This is a genomic window from Salinimicrobium sp. WS361 (assembly GCF_050750585.1).
Classification (GTDB): Bacteria; Bacteroidota; Bacteroidia; order Flavobacteriales; family Flavobacteriaceae; genus Salinimicrobium.
The window spans coordinates 115,125-132,775 of record NZ_JBOJLM010000006.1 but is presented as its reverse complement, the minus strand read 5'-3'; the positions used below and the strand labels follow the sequence as shown (position 1 = coordinate 132,775).

Below are 17,651 nucleotides of genomic sequence, written 5' to 3'. Positions count from 1 at the left end.
GTAGTTTTTCTGGTTAGAGTTAGAGCAAAAACCAGAAGATGAAAATTATAGTTCCAAGACTAATAATTCCGGTGAAGATCAATTGACCTTTTAGAAATAGCCAATCCCAGTTAATTTGCGCAAGATATGCCTCAAGGAAAACTTTTTTGTATAATCGTTTTTCTCTTAATCTCATAATTGTGGTATTTGGTCATAGCTATAGAAGCAATACCAATTCCATTTTGAAGAAGTAAGAAGAATAAATACTACGAAATATTTAGTGCTAGATGTGGTGAAGAGGGCGTAACGCTTTATTTACCATGGGTTACGGTTTGTGTAAGTGGTTTCATACAACCCTGTCGATATGTAAATTTCTCCATATAATAATGGCTGAATATGGGGATTTAGCCAATAGATTAACAAAAAATGATGAATTTTTCCACAGAAAGGTGTAGACTAGATAAGAACTAAATTTCTTTGTGTTATTCTCTCAGTGGCTTGCTCACAAAAAAAAGAGGCTCCTTTCGAAGCCTCTTTAGTGTCAATCTCTAATTGGATTAGAGAGATTTGAGTTCTTTTAATTCTGGTTATTTTCTTTTGATAAGTGCAGGCACTTTATCAAGGTACATTCTCTGGTAGTAAGGTTCAAACATTTCTCCGTCTCCTACAATTTTCAGGGTGCTTTCTGATCTTTTTTGTTGGGCAGAAGCTGCGGCGGCTGGTGAGATTCCCTGTATATGGTTTAAAGCTGCCTGTAAAAATGGTTCATCGGGACTTCCCAGTGTTCCAAGATTATTAATGTCTTCCCTCATTTCAACATCTGGTTTCAAGCCGTTAAAGTAATCGGATTTTCCATTGGCGTTAGCCGATTTTAGTACAAGCGGCTGTAGGGCATAGGTATGGTTCTTATTTACTTCTGTATCTTTTGAAAAGTCTTCACTGTCATACAAGGTTACCGAAGCCTGAAATTTACCAGTTGTTGTTTCGCCTATCTGTACTACCTCAATGTAAGGTTCAAGTCCGTTGATGATAAGTTCGCTGGCCGAAGCTGTACTGGCTGTAGTTAAAACATACACTTTTGAAAGGTTAAGGCTGTTTATGGTCTCACCGGTTCTTATTTTGCTGTCAAATAGATTCAGCAGTCTTTCGGGAGCATTTTCCTCAAAATATGTCTGGTAAGTCTCATTCCACATTTCCTGCATAAATACCTTTCCTTCAAATTGACCTGTGATCATGCTGGCAAGATCTACGGCAGATTCTACATCTCCACCGCCATTGTACCTAAGATCAAGAATGAGTTCATCAACACCCTGGCTTCTAAGCTCGCCAAAGGCCTGGTTCAATTCGTCATCAAAGTTTCCAATAAAGCTGTTATACATAAGGTATCCTACCTGTATACCGTCTACTTCAAGGGTTTTCACCAGTTGGACCGGGTTTGCAGTGTACGAGGAATGATCAAGAGTGACAGTTTCGTCTGTAAGTACCAGCGTGTTATTTTCCACTTTTCCAATGTTAATGGTAAGGGAGTTGGAGTCGAGTAGAGACTCGAGGTTGTTTAAAGTGATTTTTTGTCCGTTTATTTCTGTGAAAACAGTTCCGCGGGTAAGACCGGCTTCGGCGGCAGGAGTATTAGGAATAACATACTGAAGAAATCCAAAAAGGTAATTGGTACCGGTAATTCCACCCAGGCCAAAATCCATTCCGGCTGTGCTGCTGCTTACGCCGTTAAATTGATCTTCAAGCGCTTTATAATCATCTGTAATAAAGCTGAATTGGTCGCTGGAAGACTTAAGGCTCTCAAAAAGGGATTCCGGAGTGCTGAAGCCGGCGAGATAATCGAGTTTTCCATCTTCAGAATTAAAATAATTATCGGCCAGAACATCGACATCTGCTTTATAAAGGTATATCTCGTTCATTCCGGTATAGATGAAGTCTTCAACTTCCAGCTCCTGTGTCACCACATTTTCATCGGGATTCTTCGATGTAGGTTCTTTTTCAAGGACTTCGTCATCTTTAGAACAGGAGGTGAAAATGAAGGCAAACGCGGCAAATAATAAGGTGAAGTTTTTAATCTTCATATAGATGTGAGTTTTAGTAGTTAAGTAGATACTTAAAAAGCTTTGTGGTAACTTTAAAGCAGCAACCGTGCCAGAATAAGTTAAATGATGCAGGCTAAGATCATTACGGGCTTGAAAGGGCAAATACTTCTGAAATATTCAGGAGTAATACCTTACAAATTTACCTAAACCAGGTAAATTCTTCTTCCCGAATTTAAAATAATTTCTTCCGAAGTAACCAGTGAAAAATTATGTTTCAAAAATGCCTTTTTTGAGAGGTGATTTCAGAAATACTCAGTTTAAATCATTCTTTTTTTGCTCTTCCCGTTCTCTTTTGTGCACCTGCTTTCTAAGCTTGATCACAGTGTACACAGCAACAGCAATTAAAACTACTCCTGAAATAATGGCAAAACCCCATGCGGTATTGGACATAATTCTTTTTCTTCTAAAATAGTAAAATCATTTTATATACTATTTCTCACATAAAAATAAACCAGGCCTGTAATTATTGACAGGGAGAAGCTTAGCAGGGTACCAATAAGTACGTATTCAGTAAGTTTCCTGTCTTTAGCACGGGTAAGGTCGCTAAAGCGTAAGATGGATTTGGCTGCAATGAGCCAGCCAATTGCTGGCCATTGCTGGATGACGATAAATGCAAAGACCAGCAGGCGTTCAAGCATTCCAATATATTTACCGGCCTGGGGCAGGGATTCATTTTCTTTGTCTTCAGGCAAAACCCAACGGTTCATTAACAGCCTCATTATAATTGCAGCCACGGGACCAAGAAATACTATGCAGGTAATGAAAAGCAGCACTACAGGCTGAAGAAATTCCCCCACTTCTATGGTAAATGCGTGGTAGCTGTAGGTTACTGCAGCAATAACCAATATATGTGCTACCTGATCAAAAATGAACAGTTTTCCTTTGTGATAACGCTCCTCAAGATGTAGCTTAAGCAAGTCTATGAAATAGTGAGTGATCACAATTATAAGCATCCCCAGCCAATAAGTAAAGTTGAAGCCCAGCAGCGCCAGCATTACAATAAAATGTATGGCAATATGGGCGTAGAGGAGAGGAGAGCGATGTTTTTTTTGCCTTTTTTGGGCCACCCAGCTGTCGGGTTGTAACAGGAAGTCACCCAGGAGGTGAGCCAAAAGCAATTTTAAAGCAAGTGCTGTCATGGGCGATCAATTTTTTTACGATAAAAATTTTCAAGCTGCATTATTTCGTCAAACCCACCCCGTTTCAATGCTTCACTTAAACTACTTTGGGATTTGTTTAATTGTTGAGCCAATTCCGTCTGACTCTTTTCCGGGAATTTAAGAAAAACAGTAATGGTTTTGGCTACAGTAGCACTCCAGTTGTTCATAGTGAGCAGGGCCAGGGAAAAGAGAAGGTTGAAAGTTTCGTCTTTTTCCTGATCTCCTGTACGGATTCCCAAATGTTGCTTTTTTAGATTTTCAAAGCATTCTCCCGAACGAATAAATGCTGAGCCGTTTGATTCACTAATTTTCCTGGCCCTATACTCCTGCTCTCCAATTCCAATCGCCATTCTTACATCGAGTCCCGAAAGTTGCTTTATCCCCGCTTTGATCTGGAAAGCAGCATGAAGGGCTGCTTCAGGATCTAAAATAAGCTGGAAACTGTCGCCCCGGGTAATTTCCCATTCCTGAGGTTCCTGGCCGTACTGTTCAAGTACTTCCTTAAGAACAGGAAGCCAGTGCGCTGCCGGCTCGGCTCTTGAATTTACAATATCTCCGGTGATTACTGCTTTCATATTTTAAATATCGGGTTAATATCCGATATATGCAAATATAGGCTTATAACCCGATAATTAATATTATCGTCATTTAATCCGATAATGATACTGAGAGTTGGAGGCTCAAGAAAAGCTATAGTTTTAAAGATCCGGTTATATAGCTTTTGCCAAATTACTTCTTCAGAAAGAAAATAAGAGTATTCAAACTCCCTGATAGACGCCCGGCAATAGTCGGGCTTTTTATGCACAATTCTATCAATCTATAGCAGGTTTGCCGGGGCTGTATGACAAATATCATTCTTTAAGCCTCAAAGAGTGAGTATCTTTAATGTGCTGGTTAGTAAATGTTTTAAGCTGAAAATGACGGAAACCAGACACAGCTCTCTTTATAAAGACCTGGAAGAGTAAAAAGAATTCCAGAGCCTTTATAATAGCAAATCGGGAGCCTTCCAATTGCAAGTTCCGGAGGTTTAATCCTCTTGATATAAAGCTTTAGTAGTTAATTTCTAAATCTACTGTTATGCAAATCAAAAAGAACCCAAAAGCAGATCTTGGAAGAAGGAGCATGATATTTTTCCAGGTGGGACTTATAATAATGCTCGGCATCACTTATTACGGTCTGGAATGGAGATCTTATGGCAGCGAAGATGTTGACCTTCAGGAAGTGCAGGTGACCGATTTTGACCAGGAAGATATACCAATTACACAACTCAACACCCCTCCACCGCCTCCGCCACCTCCACCCCCGCCAATGCCCGAAGTAATAGAAGTTGTTGAAGATAAAATGGAGGTTGAGGAAACAAAAATAAGGTCTACAGAAAGTAGCCAGGATGAAAAGATAGAGGAGATCATTGAGGTAGAAGAAGTGGCCTATGAAGAGGAGGAAGAAGAGATTGAAAAAGTGCCTTTTATGGTAGTTCAACAGATACCAACTTACCCGGGTTGTGAAGGTATTAAGAACAAGGATGAGCAAAAAAAGTGTATGTCTCAAAAGATCGATGCCCATGTAAGGAAACACTTCAATGTTCGGATTAGTGAAGAACTGGGGCTCACCGGCATGAACAGGATATATGTTGTCTTTAAGATCAATGAAAAAGGAGATGTTGCCGATATTAGGGCACGAGGACCCAATAAGAGGCTGGAAGAGGAAGCAGCACGTGTTGTGAGGCTGTTACCTAAAATGATTCCAGGCAGGCAAAGGGAAAAGCCGGTATCAGTAGAATACTCCCTGCCAATAATGTACGAAGTACGGGACCAAATTTAAATCTAAATAATATGACGAAAAAACCCCTTCAAAGTTTTCACTTTGAAGGGGTTTTTATATTAACAGCAATGATTACAGCTAGTTTTGCTGAACATCAACGCGAGATTAACATCTGCTAAATTGCTGCGTCCTTTTCTTCTTTTTTATAGGCATCTGAATGAACATTGGCAACAGCTCTTCCCGATGGATCGTTCATATTCCTGAATGATTCATCCCACTCTAAAGCTGTAGGCGTACTACAGGCTACCGATGGTACAGATGGTACCGATAGGGCAGCGGCATCACTTGGGAAATGTTCAGTGAAAATTGAGCGGTAAAAGAACTCTTCCTTGCTCTTTGGCGGTTGAACCGGGAACCTGAAATGGGCATTCTTAAGTTGCTCATCGCTTACCTGGGTATTCACCATCTCCTTAAGCGTGTCTATCCAGCTGTACCCAACTCCGTCAGAGAATTGTTCTTTTTGCCTCCAGGCCACACTTTCGGGAAGATAATCTTCAAAAGCTTTTCGCAGCACCCATTTTTCCATGCGTTCACCATTGATCATTTTGTCCTGAGGGTTGATGCGCATGGCAACATCCATAAATTCTTTATCCAGGAAGGGCACTCTTCCTTCAATACCCCAGGCACAAAGCGATTTATTGGCTCTAAGACAATCGTACTGGTGTAGCTTATCCAGTTTTCTCACGGTTTCTTCATGAAACTCTTTGGCATTGGGAGCCTTGTGAAAATACAGGTAACCTCCAAAAATTTCGTCTGCACCTTCTCCCGAAAGTACCATCTTAATCCCCATGGCCTTGATAGCCCTGGCCATTAGATACATGGGCGTGGAAGCCCTTATCGTGGTAACATCATAAGTTTCCAGTTGATAAACCACGTCCTTAATGGCATCAATACCTTCCTGAATGGTAAATTCTATTTCGTGGTGAACCGTATCCAGATGCTCTGCCACTTTTTTGGCCGCAGCAAGATCGGGTGAACCTTCAAGACCAATGGCGAAGGAGTGAAGTCGTGGCCACCAGGCAGCATCGGCATCGTCACTCTCTATTCGTTTATCTGAATATTTTTTTGCTAAAGCTGAAGTGATTGATGAATCAAGCCCCCCAGAAAGAAGCACCCCGTAAGGAACATCGCTCATCAATTGCCGGTGTACAGCAGCTTCAAGTGCCTTCCGCAGTTCAGTGATACTGGTTTCGTTGTTCTTTACGTTCTCATAATCCATCCAGTCTCTTTGATACCAGCGTTGAAAACCTTCTTCTTCACTTGATAAATAATGTCCCGGAGGAAATAATTCGATCTTGGTACAGTGGCCTTCCAGCGCCTTTAGTTCTGAAGCCACGTAAAAGGTTCCGTTGGCATCCCAACCTATATATAAAGGGATAATCCCCATATGATCACGGGCAATTAAATATTCGTCTCTCTCGGCATCATAAATTGCAAAGCCGAAGATCCCATTCATTTCGTCAAGGAATTTTGGCCCTTTCTCCCGGTAAAGCGGAAGGATCACTTCACAATCAGATTCGGTCTGGAAATTATAAGTTCCTTCAAACTGCTTACGCAGCTCCCGGTGATTATAAATTTCACCATTGGCAGCAAGCACCAGATTTTGGTCTTCACTTAATAAAGGTTGTTTTCCAGAAGTAGGATCAACTATCGCCAGTCTTTCATGGGCCAAAATAGCTTTTTCGTTACTGTAGATCCCGCTCCAATCGGGCCCACGGTGACGCAGGCATTTCGCCATACTTAAAAGACGGGGCCTTAAAGATTCAGATGATTCTTTTAATTCGAAAGCACATACAATTCCACACACAATAATCTAATTTTAAATTTGTATACGATGAGTCACAAATATCTAATAAAAATTTAGTAAGACTAATAGTTATGCCGATAATTTTCTTTGAATTAGTTAAAATTATTACGGAAAAAATAAATTGTTGCTGAAGAATAAAACTCTAAAATGGCATTTTTGAGGGGTTTAACCTGAAGGAAGTATGAGAATTAAAATCAGGATTAAATTTGATTGCTCCGGAAGTTGGAATCTCAAAAACAAATTCTGAAAATGCGGAAAAACATTCATTGTATTGATGTTCAGATGCTAATGAAATAATTTTTCATTTTGTGAATATCTATTGCTGAATTCTTTTAGGAACACCTGTCTAAAATGATATTTTTGGCACCCTAAAAAAATGAACTATGAGCGTTATTTGGTATGAATGTAAGGTGAAATACAGAAAAACACATGAGACGGGAGAGCAGAAGGTGACAACCGATACTTACCTGCTTGATGCGGTATCTTATACAGAGGCCGAATCTCGAATCACAGAGGAGATGAAAACCTTTACCAACGAAGACTTCAGGATCATGAACATCAAAGTGGCGAATTTTTCGGAAGTTCATCCTTTTGAAAATTCCGACAGATGGTTCAAATCAAAAGTTTCCCTGATAGCACTTGATGAAGAGAGCGGAAAGGAAAGAAAAACGAATATTTACCTGCTTGTCCAGGCCAACGACATCAAAGAGGCTTTTGAGAACACAACAACAGCAATGGCCGATACTATGGGAGATTATACCATTCCCGCAATTACCGAATCTCCAATCTTAGATGTTTTCCCATATTTTACAGGAGAAGAAGAGCAGTTAGAAAAATTTGGTGTTGTGGAGACGTCCAATACTTCGGAAGACGATGTTGCCGAAGAAGTTACAGAAGAAGTTTCAGAAGAAGTTTCAGAAGAAGTTTCAGAAGAAGTTTCAGAAGAAGTTTCAGAAGAAGTTTCAGAAGAAGTTTCAGAAGCGGTTTAACTTCAGTCATAACAGGCTTTCAAAAATGGTAAAAAAACTTCCCTTTTCAGGAGGTTTTTTTATTTCAGAAGTAATGTAGCTAAGGGTTAGGTTTTTCAGAAGAAAGAGAAAATGGTGTATGCAATGGGATTTTTTCCATTCTTATGGATTTTTTCCTACAACTTTAAAAATAATTGCTACTTTTACCTTTTTTGAAGCCCATGAAAGAGCAGCTATTTGCCGTTATTGATGTCGAAACAACCGGAGGCGGGATTAATGGAAACCGCCTTACTGAAATTTGTGTGGTGCTGCTTCGCGGTTCTAAAATTCTCGACAAGTTTACCAGCCTTATCAATCCCGAAAAAGACATTCCGCGGCACATCACCGGTTTAACCGGAATAGACAATGCTATGGTTGCCGATGCTCCAAAATTTCATGAAGTAGCTAAAAAGATTGAAGAGATTACCCGCGATGCCATTTTTGTAGCGCACAATGTGAACTTCGATTATAATGTGCTTCGGAATGAATTTAAGGAGCTGGGATTTGATTACACCCGTAGAAAGCTCTGTACTGTTCGCCTTGCACGCAAACTTATGCCGGGTTTATTTTCTTACAGCCTGGGGAGGTTGTGTGATTCTATTAATATTCCTATTTCTAACCGCCACAGGGCCGAAGGGGATACCGATGCCACAGTGATTCTTTTTCAACGCCTGCTGTCGTTAGATGATGATTATAAGGTGATCAATTCTTTTTTGCATGTACGTTCGCGACAGGCCACTTTACCGCCACACCTTGATGCCGAAGAAATTCACAGCCTGCCCGAAAGTCCGGGGATCTATTTATTTAAAGACAGGCAGCAAAAAGTGATATATGCCGGGAAAGCCATTGACATTAAGAAAAGGGTGATCTCCCATTTCTACGATCGTATGAGCAAGGAATATGAACTGGGGCAGGAAACTTATTCTATAGATTACGAAACCACCGGAAATGAGCTGATGGCTTTGCTGTTGGAAGCAGAATGCATTAGAAAGTATTATCCCAAATTCAACCGGGCGCAAAAAAGGCCGGGGCCGGTATTTCAAATCGTAAGCTATACTAACCAACGCGGTATTTTGCAGCTGGCTATAGAAAAGACGAGCAAGCGTAGAGAATCAATAGGTACTTTTTATAGCCGCAGCCTGGCGCAGGAAAAACTGGAATATTTATGCCGCGAGTTTAAACTCTGCCCAAAGTACTGCAGCCTTCAGGCTAATGTGGAGCAGTGTAGCCACTATGAAATTGTGAGCTGTGAAGGGATATGCACCGGGGAAGAGCAGATCGAATCGTACAATAATAAGGTAACGGCAGCTATTGGTTCCCTTACAGAAGAATCTTCCACATTTGTAATAAGGGAGAAAGGAAGACACTATGAAGAGGAGGCCTTTATTTTGGTAAAGGCTGGGAAATATTCGGGATACGGCTTTATAGATGCTGACACGGCGATAAGTGGGCCCGATGATCTTGAGCCTTTTTTGAAACCACAACCGGCTACGTATCACACTAACAAGATCCTGAGTAACTACATGCGGAAGCAGGGAAAGCCCAACGTGGTATTTTTTAAGACTTCTGAAGAACCTTCAGAATTTAAACCGGAAGTAAGAACCAGAAAAAATGCGAGGATCATGGCTACCCACGGCACACTTTCACTTTTTGAATAATGAAAAAATCAGTTGAAAATTTGCCATTTTTGACAGCCCTGTTGAAAATATGTCCTTTCCGAAGAGTGTATAAAAAACTAAAAGTTACCGAATTGCTTCAGTAACTTTTAGAACAGGAGGGTTAGATCTTGAATTAAATTATTTAAGCGGCTTGTTTCTTCACCGGTAGTTCACGTGTTAACCAGCCTCTTCTATTAGCTGTTGCCATTGCATAAGGGGTGATCCAGAACAATCCGAAAGTATAAAAGATACTGTACGAATATGCCCAAAAAGCTTCGGCAATATTGTATTTCTTCGCATAAAAGAAAGCCGGCAGACTTGAGAAAATTAAGATACTCAAGAGGGTGGAACTAATGAACAACACCGGGTGCAGCACCAGCAAAACGATCATGATAAGGAATAATGGATAGGCGGTCAACATGTGCATCCATTGGTTTAGAAGTAAAAGTCGGGTGCCCAGTTTTGATCCATTCCGGAAAGGTTTAAAAGCAAACTTGGTCATCATAAGGTTTTCCCGCACGTTGCTTCGTTCCCATCGGGTAAACATCTTGTGCAGACTGCTGAATTTTTCAGGAATGTTGGTAAGAACATAAGCGTTTCGCTGGAACAGAACGTGATAACCCTGCTTAAGGATCATGTTTGTCATGGCCCTGTCTTCACCAATATCTGTATGTTGTCCCATGAACTTTTGGTTGATCCATTCGGGAAGGCAGTTCATTACTGCTTTGCTTCTATAGGCTGCAAGAGCACCGGGAGTACATAGAACCGATCCCAAAACACTTTGTGCCGAACGTATAAATTCAAAACTGAAAACAAAACTTACGTTCAGCATTCGGGGAATGATGGCTTTTTGATTGTTGAGCACGCGAACATTTCCTGCAACTGCCCCGCAGTCTTTATTGGTAACGAAAGGGGAGACCAGGTTGCGAAGCGTATCTTTTTCAACTATAGAATCACTGTCTACCGTGACAAACACCTCACCTGTGGCAAGATTAAATCCGCGGTAAAGCGCATGTCTTTTTCCCTGGTTGGTAGGTTGTTGATAGATATCAACTCTCTCTCCCAGTAATTCTTTTGCTTTCTTCATCCATTCCCAGGTGTCATCTTTACTTCCGTCATCAATTGCGATTAGCTGTAATTTTTCTTCGGGATAAAGGCTATTGGTCAAACTCACCAGGGTGTCATACACCTGTCTACCTTCATTATAAGCGGGTACAATAACAGTACAGGCCGGCAATTCTTCATCGGTCACCGAATCAACCGGTTTATACCGGAAGAATAAACTCCCCACGTAAGCGAGGAAACCCATCCTGAAAAGTAACAGGAAACCTGATACAAATAGGAGGATCATGCCGCCAATGGTATTCATTCTTCCCAGGTTCATTTGCTCAAACTGCGGCTGTAGCAGATATACGGACAGGGCTCCTCCAAGTAATAACAGGAATGTACCCGCTAAAGTGAACAGGTGCCTTTTGGTAAAAGATGCCTTTTGGTAATTTTCCGGGACCTGTTGGCTTGCGGTAGCATCTTGCTGCGTAGCTTTAGTTACATCAGGTTTTCTAAAAGAAGCGGATGAAGTTAATTTTAAGTCTCTTGAAATCATATAGAATTATGTACTTATTTCTGTTTAAACTTTCTTGTAAGAGATGGTTTTCTCCGGGAAAGGGAGTACCAATTCATATACCAAATCTAAACAGGTGATAATGAAGGGGGATTTTGTAGTAACTGGGGAAAATATGTGGGAGCAGGTGAGAAAGTTGTGGATTAAATCCACAATAATCTGTTTCAAACCCGCAAAAAAGGGCAGAGGTGTCAACAATAAATCTGGGAACAGTTGGAAATGGGGTTTATTATGAACACAATTTGTATTGCTATAAAACAAGAAAAAAACCCTCAACAATTTTGCTAAGGGTTTTTTCTCAATTCTTGTTACGGGTAAAACTGGTAGAACTAAACAAATGTTTTTTCCCCCCAGAATAACATTTGACAAGCCGAAGTTAATCAACTCTTTCACCTCCCAATCTTAACTCCTTAGAATTTCTGATGAAGCTAAGATAAAGAGGAATGATCTCTTCTAAAATACCTATTTGTAGGTATTTTTTGACACACTTCTTCAGAAGAGGTTGAATGCCTAGTTTTCTAGAGCTTCAAATTTCAGAAAGTACTTACTAAAAATGCTTTTTATCAAGGCTGACGGTTTCAAAAAATTCACCTCCAAAAATGCCATTTTTGACACCTCATTTTTTTTTAGTGAAAACATCTTCGGAAGGAATTCAGATGTGAGAAATCTTCCTGAAAAGTCATGGAAAATAAAATATTCAAAGATCAACATTAGACAAACGGTTCAATTTCAGTAGAATAAACTAGGAAACTTTTTTTGTTTTTTAGTTTATTTTGGCGTTATCTTTGTACCAACTTTAGAGATTAAAGAAATTAAAACAAGAGTCGAAATGAAAAATTTACTATTAGGCTTGCTTTTTACTACCGGCTTCGCCTTTGCGCAAGATCCTGTAGACCTGAATCTTAATGATGCAGTGAGCTACGCCCTTGAGCACAAAGCTGAAGCTGAAAAGGCACGGTTAGACATAAAAAGTGCCGATGCTAAAATTGCCGAGGTGAGAGCCAGTGCGTTGCCAAATCTTTCAGCGAGTGCAAACACTACTTATAATCCACTTTTACAGGAGAACGTTTTGCCGGGAGATGTTCTGGGGAAACCAGGCGAGGATCTTGTCGTAGCTTTTGGAAAGGAATGGACTTCAAATGCCACTGCACAGTTAACGCAAACACTTTTTAACCAGCAGGTGTTTACCGGCTTAAAGGCGGCAAAATCTACCAAAGAGTTTTATCAGCTTAATGCCCAGCTCACTAATGACGAGATCATCGAGCGGGTAGCAAATGCTTATTACCAGGTATATCAGGCACAGCAAATGCTGGAAAATTTACAAAGTAACCTGGAGCTTACAGAACAGACAGTAGAAATTGTACAGGGTTTATTTGAAAATGGCTTGGCAAAGAAAATTGATTATGACCGTACTAAAGTGGCACTAAATAACCTGATTGCCAACAGGCAACAGGTGCTCAACTCTGTAGCCCTTAGCGAGAATGCTTTGAAGTTCATGATAGGTATGCCTATTGGGCAGGAAATTAGACTTCCCGAGCGGACTTTTGATCCGGTTATTTTACCCGAAATCAATCCTCAAATGGTGGAACGTACCGAAGTACAGCTTTTAAATAAGCAACTTGAACTACTTAACTGGCAGAAGAAAGCCAGTATTGCTGAGTATTATCCTTCTCTGGCATTAGTGGCCAATTACGGATGGCTGGGACAGGGAGATGTTATTCCTGTTGGAAATGGTGAGGATAAAGGCGTCTACTGGTCCGATATTTCGGCTGTAGGGGTTAACCTGAGCATTCCCATCTTTAATGGGGGAGCAACCAAAGCAAGAGTAAAACAAAATCAGTTTGAGATTGAAAAAGCCCGTGAAGACCTTGAAGATACCAAACTTGCGATGGAGCTTGCTCATGCCAACGCGGTAGCTCAATTAGAGAACAATTTACTTACTATTCAAACTCAGGAAGAGAACGTTGAGCTGGCCCGGGAGGTATTTGAAGATACGCAAAACAACTACGGTCTTGGTCTTGCCAGTCTTAATGACATGCTTGATGCCGAAAGAGATTTAGCCGAAGCGAAGAATAACCTTACCAACGCCCGACTTGATTATAAACTTGCCGAAGTGCAGTTATTGAGATCACAGGGACAACTAGAAACACTTACCAATAATACATTATAAAATGAAAAAGAAAACTATCATAACAATAGTAGCGCTTGTAGGAGTTGCTGTAGCTTTCTATCTAATTCTTCAGAATAACAAAAGCAAAAACGAGGCAGAATTAGAGATTGTAGCTCAAAAGAATACTGAAGTTTCAGTAAGAACTGCAATTGTAACAAGCGAAAATATAAGCGGACAGTTCACCGTAAACGGAACTTTTGAGCCTGAAACCCGGGCGAATATTTCCGCAGAAATGGGTGGTCAAATTGTTGAGATCTACGTTGAAGAGGGAAGTGAAGTGAAAAAAGGGCAGGTTGTTGCCAGGCTTTCGGGAGATAAGATCAATGTAAACGTCAATAATGCAAAAGCAAATCTTGACAATGCAGAATCTACTTTGGGTAGATATGAAGCAGCTTTTCAAACGGGAGGTGTGACCGCAGTACAGCTTGATCAGGCACGTTTACAGGTGCAAAATGCAAAAGCCCAGTACAAATCGGCACAACTTAGCTCGGGCGATACTAATGTTCGTTCCAAAATAAGCGGTATTGTAAACAAGAAGATGGTAGAAGAGGGGATGGTAGTAGGTGCCGGTACTCCAATAGTTGAAGTGGTAAATATTTCTTCTCTTGAACTAAGGGTAGAAGTAGATGAAGCTTTGGTAAGCCGTATCCAAAAGGGTGACACCGTGAATGTGGTGCCAAGTGTGACCAAAGATACTATTAAAGGGAAGATCAGTTTTGTAGCTCCTGCTTCAAATGGAGCGCTTAAATTTCCTGTAGAGATCACAGTTGATAATGAGAGCAAACAAAGAAAAGCTGGGATGTATGCAACTGCCGTTTTCAACGAGCTTGGCAGTGATAACGTACTTACTATCCCGAGAGAGGCTTTTGTGGGGAGCGTAAGTGATAATAAGGTATTTGTGGTGGAAGATGGAATTGCGAAACTTAAAAAGATCCAGACCGGTATCAATTATGGAGACAAAGTACAGGTAACTGCAGGACTTAATGAAGGAGATGTTGTGATTACCAGTGGACAAATTAACCTTACCGACGATACTGCGGTAAATATTCTAAAATAAGAGAAAATGAAATTAGCAGAAGTTTCTATAAAAAGGCCCAGCCTTGTGATCGTAATGCTTGCATTACTCATCATAGGAGGACTTTTTAGCTATAGCCAGCTCAACTATGAGCTGATACCGAAATTTGAAGTAAAGGTGGTTACTGTGATGACCATCTATCCAGGTGCATCGCCTGCCGAAGTTGAGAACACAGTTTCCCGAAAGATTGAAGACGCAGTTTCTTCCCTGGAGAACATTAAGAAGATCCAGACCAAATCTTTCGAAAGTTTATCTGTGGTAACCATTCAGTTTAACAATAATGCCGATGTAGATTTCTTGTTGAATGAAGCTCAGCGTAAAATTAACTCAATCAGGTCTGACCTGCCTGAGGATATCGAGGAGCCTTCGCTTTCTCAGTTCTCACTTTCAGACTTACCTGTTGTAAGCCTTGGTGTAACCGGGAACCTTTCAGAAAATGAGCTTTATGAATTGATAGATCAAAAGATCCAACCGGCTTTTTCCAGACTTCCTGGTGTAGCTCAGGTAAACATAGTTGGTGGCCAGGAGAGAGAAATAAGGGTAAATATTGACCCTGATAAACTTGAAGGTTACGGTCTTACTGTACCACAGGTACAACAAATCATTACAGCTTCAAACCTTGACTTTCCTACAGGAAACCTTACTACCCGTGAGAATACCACGCTTATTAGGCTTTCAGGAAAAATCCAGTCGGTTGATGAGCTAAGAAATCTGGTAATTGCATCTCAGGATGGGCAAAATATTCGGTTAACAGATGTTGCTGAAGTTCAGGATACTCAAAAGGAAACTGAGAAAATTGCCAGGATCAATCGTCAGAGTACTATTTTGTTACAGGTTCAGAAGCAAACTGATGCAAACGCAGTAACTGTAAGTGAACTTGTTCAGGAAAAAATGGCCGAGTTAGAACAGCAGTATGCAGAGCAGGAGGTAAAGCTTACCATGGCAAATGATACTTCTACATTTACGCTTGCAGCGGCCGATTCGGTAATCAAAGACCTTTTGATCGCGGTAGGGCTTGTGGCATTTGTGATGCTTTTCTTCCTGCACAGTTACAGGAACGCGCTTATCGTGATGGTTGCCATTCCTACTTCGCTTATCGCGACATTTATAGGAATGTTACTTTTAGGTTACAGTTTGAACCTGATGAGTTTACTTGCCCTTTCATTGGTGGTAGGTATCCTGGTAGATGACGCGATTGTGGTGATTGAGAACATTCACCGCCACATGGAAATGGGTAAAAACAAAGTAAGGGCCGCTTATGATGGTTCTAAGGAAATTGGATTTACAGTAACGGCTATTACACTTGTAATTGTAGTGGTGTTCCTTCCTATCGCACTTAGTTCGGGTCTTGTTGCCAACATCATTGCACAATTTTGTGTAACAGTGATCATTGCTACCTTACTCTCATTATTGGTTTCCTTTACCGTGGTGCCATGGCTTTTCTCCAGATATGGAAAGCTGGAACTTATTAGTGGAGATTCTTTCTTCGGAAAAATTATTTACAAGTTTGAGAAGGGTCTTACCTGGTTTACTGAAGCAGTTACAGGTATCCTGAACTGGTCATTAGACAACAAGATCAAAACTTTTCTTGTGGTTTTTGTACTGTTTGTGAGTTCTATTGCTTTAGTGGGGATGGGATACATTGGATCTGACTTCTTCCCAAGAACAGATAGAGGAGAATTTTTGGTGCAACTTGAGATAGATAAAGATGCTTCTATAGAGGAAACAAACTTTATTACCCAAAAGACTGAAAATTATCTTGCACAGTTGCCCGAAGTTGAGCGTATGATCACGACTGTAGGACAATCAAGTAGTGGAGGAATGGGGGGAGCCCAGGCTAGTAATTACAAGTCTGAGATAACCGTTACCCTCGTAGACAAATCGGAAAGAGATGAAAAAACAAACGTGTTCGCAGCCAGGCTTACCCGTGCTCTAGAGCAGGAATTGGTGGGCGCGAAGGTGACTACCGTACCTGTGGGCATAGTTGGAGCTGAAGAAGCACCATTGCAAATGACCATTACCGGAAACACCTTTGAAGATGCCATTACTTATGCCGAAGCTGCCGAAGAGGTGCTTAGAGGCATTGATGGTGCAACCGAAATTGAACTTAGTGTCGAGGAAGGAAATCCTGAAATTTCGGTCAATGTAGACCGCGATAAAATGGCATCATTAGGTCTTAATGTTGCTGTGGTGGGGCAAACCTTGCGTACTGCCTTTAGTGGAAATACAGATAATAAGTTCCGTACCGGAAGCAACGAGTATGATATTAACATCATCTTTGATGAAGCTTCCAGAAATAACATTGAAGACGTACAGAACATCCAGTTTATAAATAACCAGGGGCAAAGAATTAACCTGGCCCAGTTTGCAGACATTAGTTATGAATCTGGTCCTTCTTTGCTGGAGCGTTATGACCGTTCACCTTCTGTGACCGTTAAGGCACAGACTGTAGGTAAAACTACCGGTGCTGTAGCGCAGGAATGGGAAGAGAAACTGGCCAGTGTAGAACAGCCTAAAGGAGTTGACTGGACCTGGGGAGGAAATATGGAAAACCAGAGTGAAGGTTTTGGAACACTGGGAATTGCACTTTTAGCTGCAATTATGTTGGTATACATGATCATGGTAGTACTCTATGATGACTTTGTGAAACCGTTTATCGTATTGTTCTCCATTCCGCTTTCGTTCATCGGGGCACTATGGGCACTTGCGTTAACCAATAACAGTTTGAACATCTTTACCATCCTGGGTATTATAATGCTCATAGGACTGGTAGCCAAAAATGCCATTCTGTTAGTAGATTTTGCCAACCACAGGCTGGCACACGGTGAGAAAATTCGTGAGGCTTTGATCCAGGCAAACCACGCCCGTTTACGTCCCATTTTGATGACTACCATTGCGATGGTGTTCGGGATGTTGCCAATTGCATTGGCATCGGGTGCAGCGGCCGAGATGAGTAACGGTCTTGCTATTGTGATCATTGGGGGGCTTTTATCCTCTCTTTTCCTCACGCTGGTTATTGTGCCGGTGGTGTTCATGATCTTTGTGAGACTGGAAGAGAAGTTCACTAAGAGCGAAAAGAATAATTATGAAGAATTGATGGTGGCCGATTATGATCACGTCGATCCTAAACATGAACTGGAGTTCTAAAAATGGCAAAAACTGACCGCATTTTTTTGCGGGCAGTTTTTCTTTTTTCCTTTTACTTCAAATGGAAAATTTCAGGAGAACGGACTCGTATAAAATGAAAAACAGAA

The 17,651-nt window shown here is 41.0% G+C and carries 13 protein-coding genes; 7 read left to right on the top strand and 6 right to left on the bottom strand.

The genetic code is table 11. The features are described 5' to 3' along the window. Nucleotides 1-566: 566 nt before the first annotated feature. From ACQ93I_RS07975 to ACQ93I_RS07960, 4 genes are all read right to left on the bottom strand, one after another. Nucleotides 567-2,057, bottom strand: a complete 1,491-nt coding sequence (locus tag ACQ93I_RS07975; protein WP_431698013.1) for a S41 family peptidase — start codon at nucleotides 2,055-2,057, stop codon at nucleotides 567-569. A 273-nt stretch (nucleotides 2,058-2,330) separates the two neighbouring features. Further along, nucleotides 2,331-2,468 (bottom strand): hypothetical protein, encoded by a 138-nt coding sequence (locus ACQ93I_RS07970; protein ID WP_431698011.1) that lies wholly within the window; start codon nucleotides 2,466-2,468, stop codon nucleotides 2,331-2,333. Nucleotides 2,469-2,500: 32 nt separating this feature from the next. Then, nucleotides 2,501-3,217, bottom strand: a complete 717-nt coding sequence (locus tag ACQ93I_RS07965) for a DUF3307 domain-containing protein (protein ID WP_431698009.1) — start codon at nucleotides 3,215-3,217, stop codon at nucleotides 2,501-2,503. After that, entirely contained in the window at nucleotides 3,214-3,813 is a 600-nt protein-coding gene (locus ACQ93I_RS07960; protein WP_431698008.1) for a SatD family protein, read from the bottom strand. The genes ACQ93I_RS07965 and ACQ93I_RS07960 overlap by 4 nt, the downstream gene beginning before the upstream one ends. 502 nt (nucleotides 3,814-4,315) lie before the next feature. Between ACQ93I_RS07960 and ACQ93I_RS07955 the strand changes: the two genes are divergently transcribed. Then, on the top strand, nucleotides 4,316-5,059 hold the full coding sequence (locus ACQ93I_RS07955) for an energy transducer TonB (protein WP_431698007.1): 744 nt from the start codon (nucleotides 4,316-4,318) through the stop codon (nucleotides 5,057-5,059). Between the two features lie 115 nt (nucleotides 5,060-5,174). On the opposite strand, the gene asnB is transcribed toward ACQ93I_RS07955, so the two are convergent. Beyond that, a complete protein-coding gene (gene asnB, locus ACQ93I_RS07950) occupies nucleotides 5,175-6,866 on the bottom strand; it encodes an asparagine synthase B (protein ID WP_431698005.1) in 1,692 nt (563 codons plus the stop codon). A 383-nt stretch (nucleotides 6,867-7,249) separates the two neighbouring features. Between asnB and ACQ93I_RS07945 the strand changes: the two genes are divergently transcribed. Further along, a complete protein-coding gene (locus tag ACQ93I_RS07945; RefSeq protein WP_431698003.1) occupies nucleotides 7,250-7,855 on the top strand; it encodes a DUF4494 domain-containing protein in 606 nt (201 codons plus the stop codon). A gap of 200 nt (nucleotides 7,856-8,055) precedes the next feature. Continuing rightward, nucleotides 8,056-9,531, top strand: coding sequence for an exonuclease domain-containing protein (locus ACQ93I_RS07940; protein ID WP_431698001.1), 1,476 nt, complete (start codon nucleotides 8,056-8,058; stop codon nucleotides 9,529-9,531). A gap of 142 nt (nucleotides 9,532-9,673) precedes the next feature. Here the strand turns inward: ACQ93I_RS07940 and ACQ93I_RS07935 are convergent, their stop codons facing one another. Beyond that, on the bottom strand, nucleotides 9,674-11,134 hold the full coding sequence (locus tag ACQ93I_RS07935) for a glycosyltransferase (RefSeq protein WP_431697999.1): 1,461 nt from the start codon (nucleotides 11,132-11,134) through the stop codon (nucleotides 9,674-9,676). 571 nt (nucleotides 11,135-11,705) lie between these two features. Between ACQ93I_RS07935 and ACQ93I_RS07930 the strand changes: the two genes are divergently transcribed. From ACQ93I_RS07930 to ACQ93I_RS07915, 4 genes are all read left to right on the top strand, one after another. Continuing rightward, nucleotides 11,706-11,888 (top strand): hypothetical protein, encoded by a 183-nt coding sequence (locus ACQ93I_RS07930; RefSeq protein ID WP_431697998.1) that lies wholly within the window; start codon nucleotides 11,706-11,708, stop codon nucleotides 11,886-11,888. 93 nt (nucleotides 11,889-11,981) lie between these two features. Continuing rightward, nucleotides 11,982-13,322 carry a TolC family protein gene (locus tag ACQ93I_RS07925; RefSeq protein ID WP_431697996.1) on the top strand — a complete coding sequence of 447 codons (1,341 nt, stop codon included), beginning with the start codon at nucleotides 11,982-11,984 and terminating at the stop codon, nucleotides 13,320-13,322. A gap of 1 nt (nucleotide 13,323) precedes the next feature. Beyond that, nucleotides 13,324-14,379 carry an efflux RND transporter periplasmic adaptor subunit gene (locus tag ACQ93I_RS07920; RefSeq protein ID WP_431697995.1) on the top strand — a complete coding sequence of 352 codons (1,056 nt, stop codon included), beginning with the start codon at nucleotides 13,324-13,326 and terminating at the stop codon, nucleotides 14,377-14,379. 6 nt (nucleotides 14,380-14,385) lie between these two features. Continuing rightward, nucleotides 14,386-17,544 carry an efflux RND transporter permease subunit gene (locus ACQ93I_RS07915; protein ID WP_431697994.1) on the top strand — a complete coding sequence of 1,053 codons (3,159 nt, stop codon included), beginning with the start codon at nucleotides 14,386-14,388 and terminating at the stop codon, nucleotides 17,542-17,544. Nucleotides 17,545-17,651: the final 107 nt, after the last annotated feature.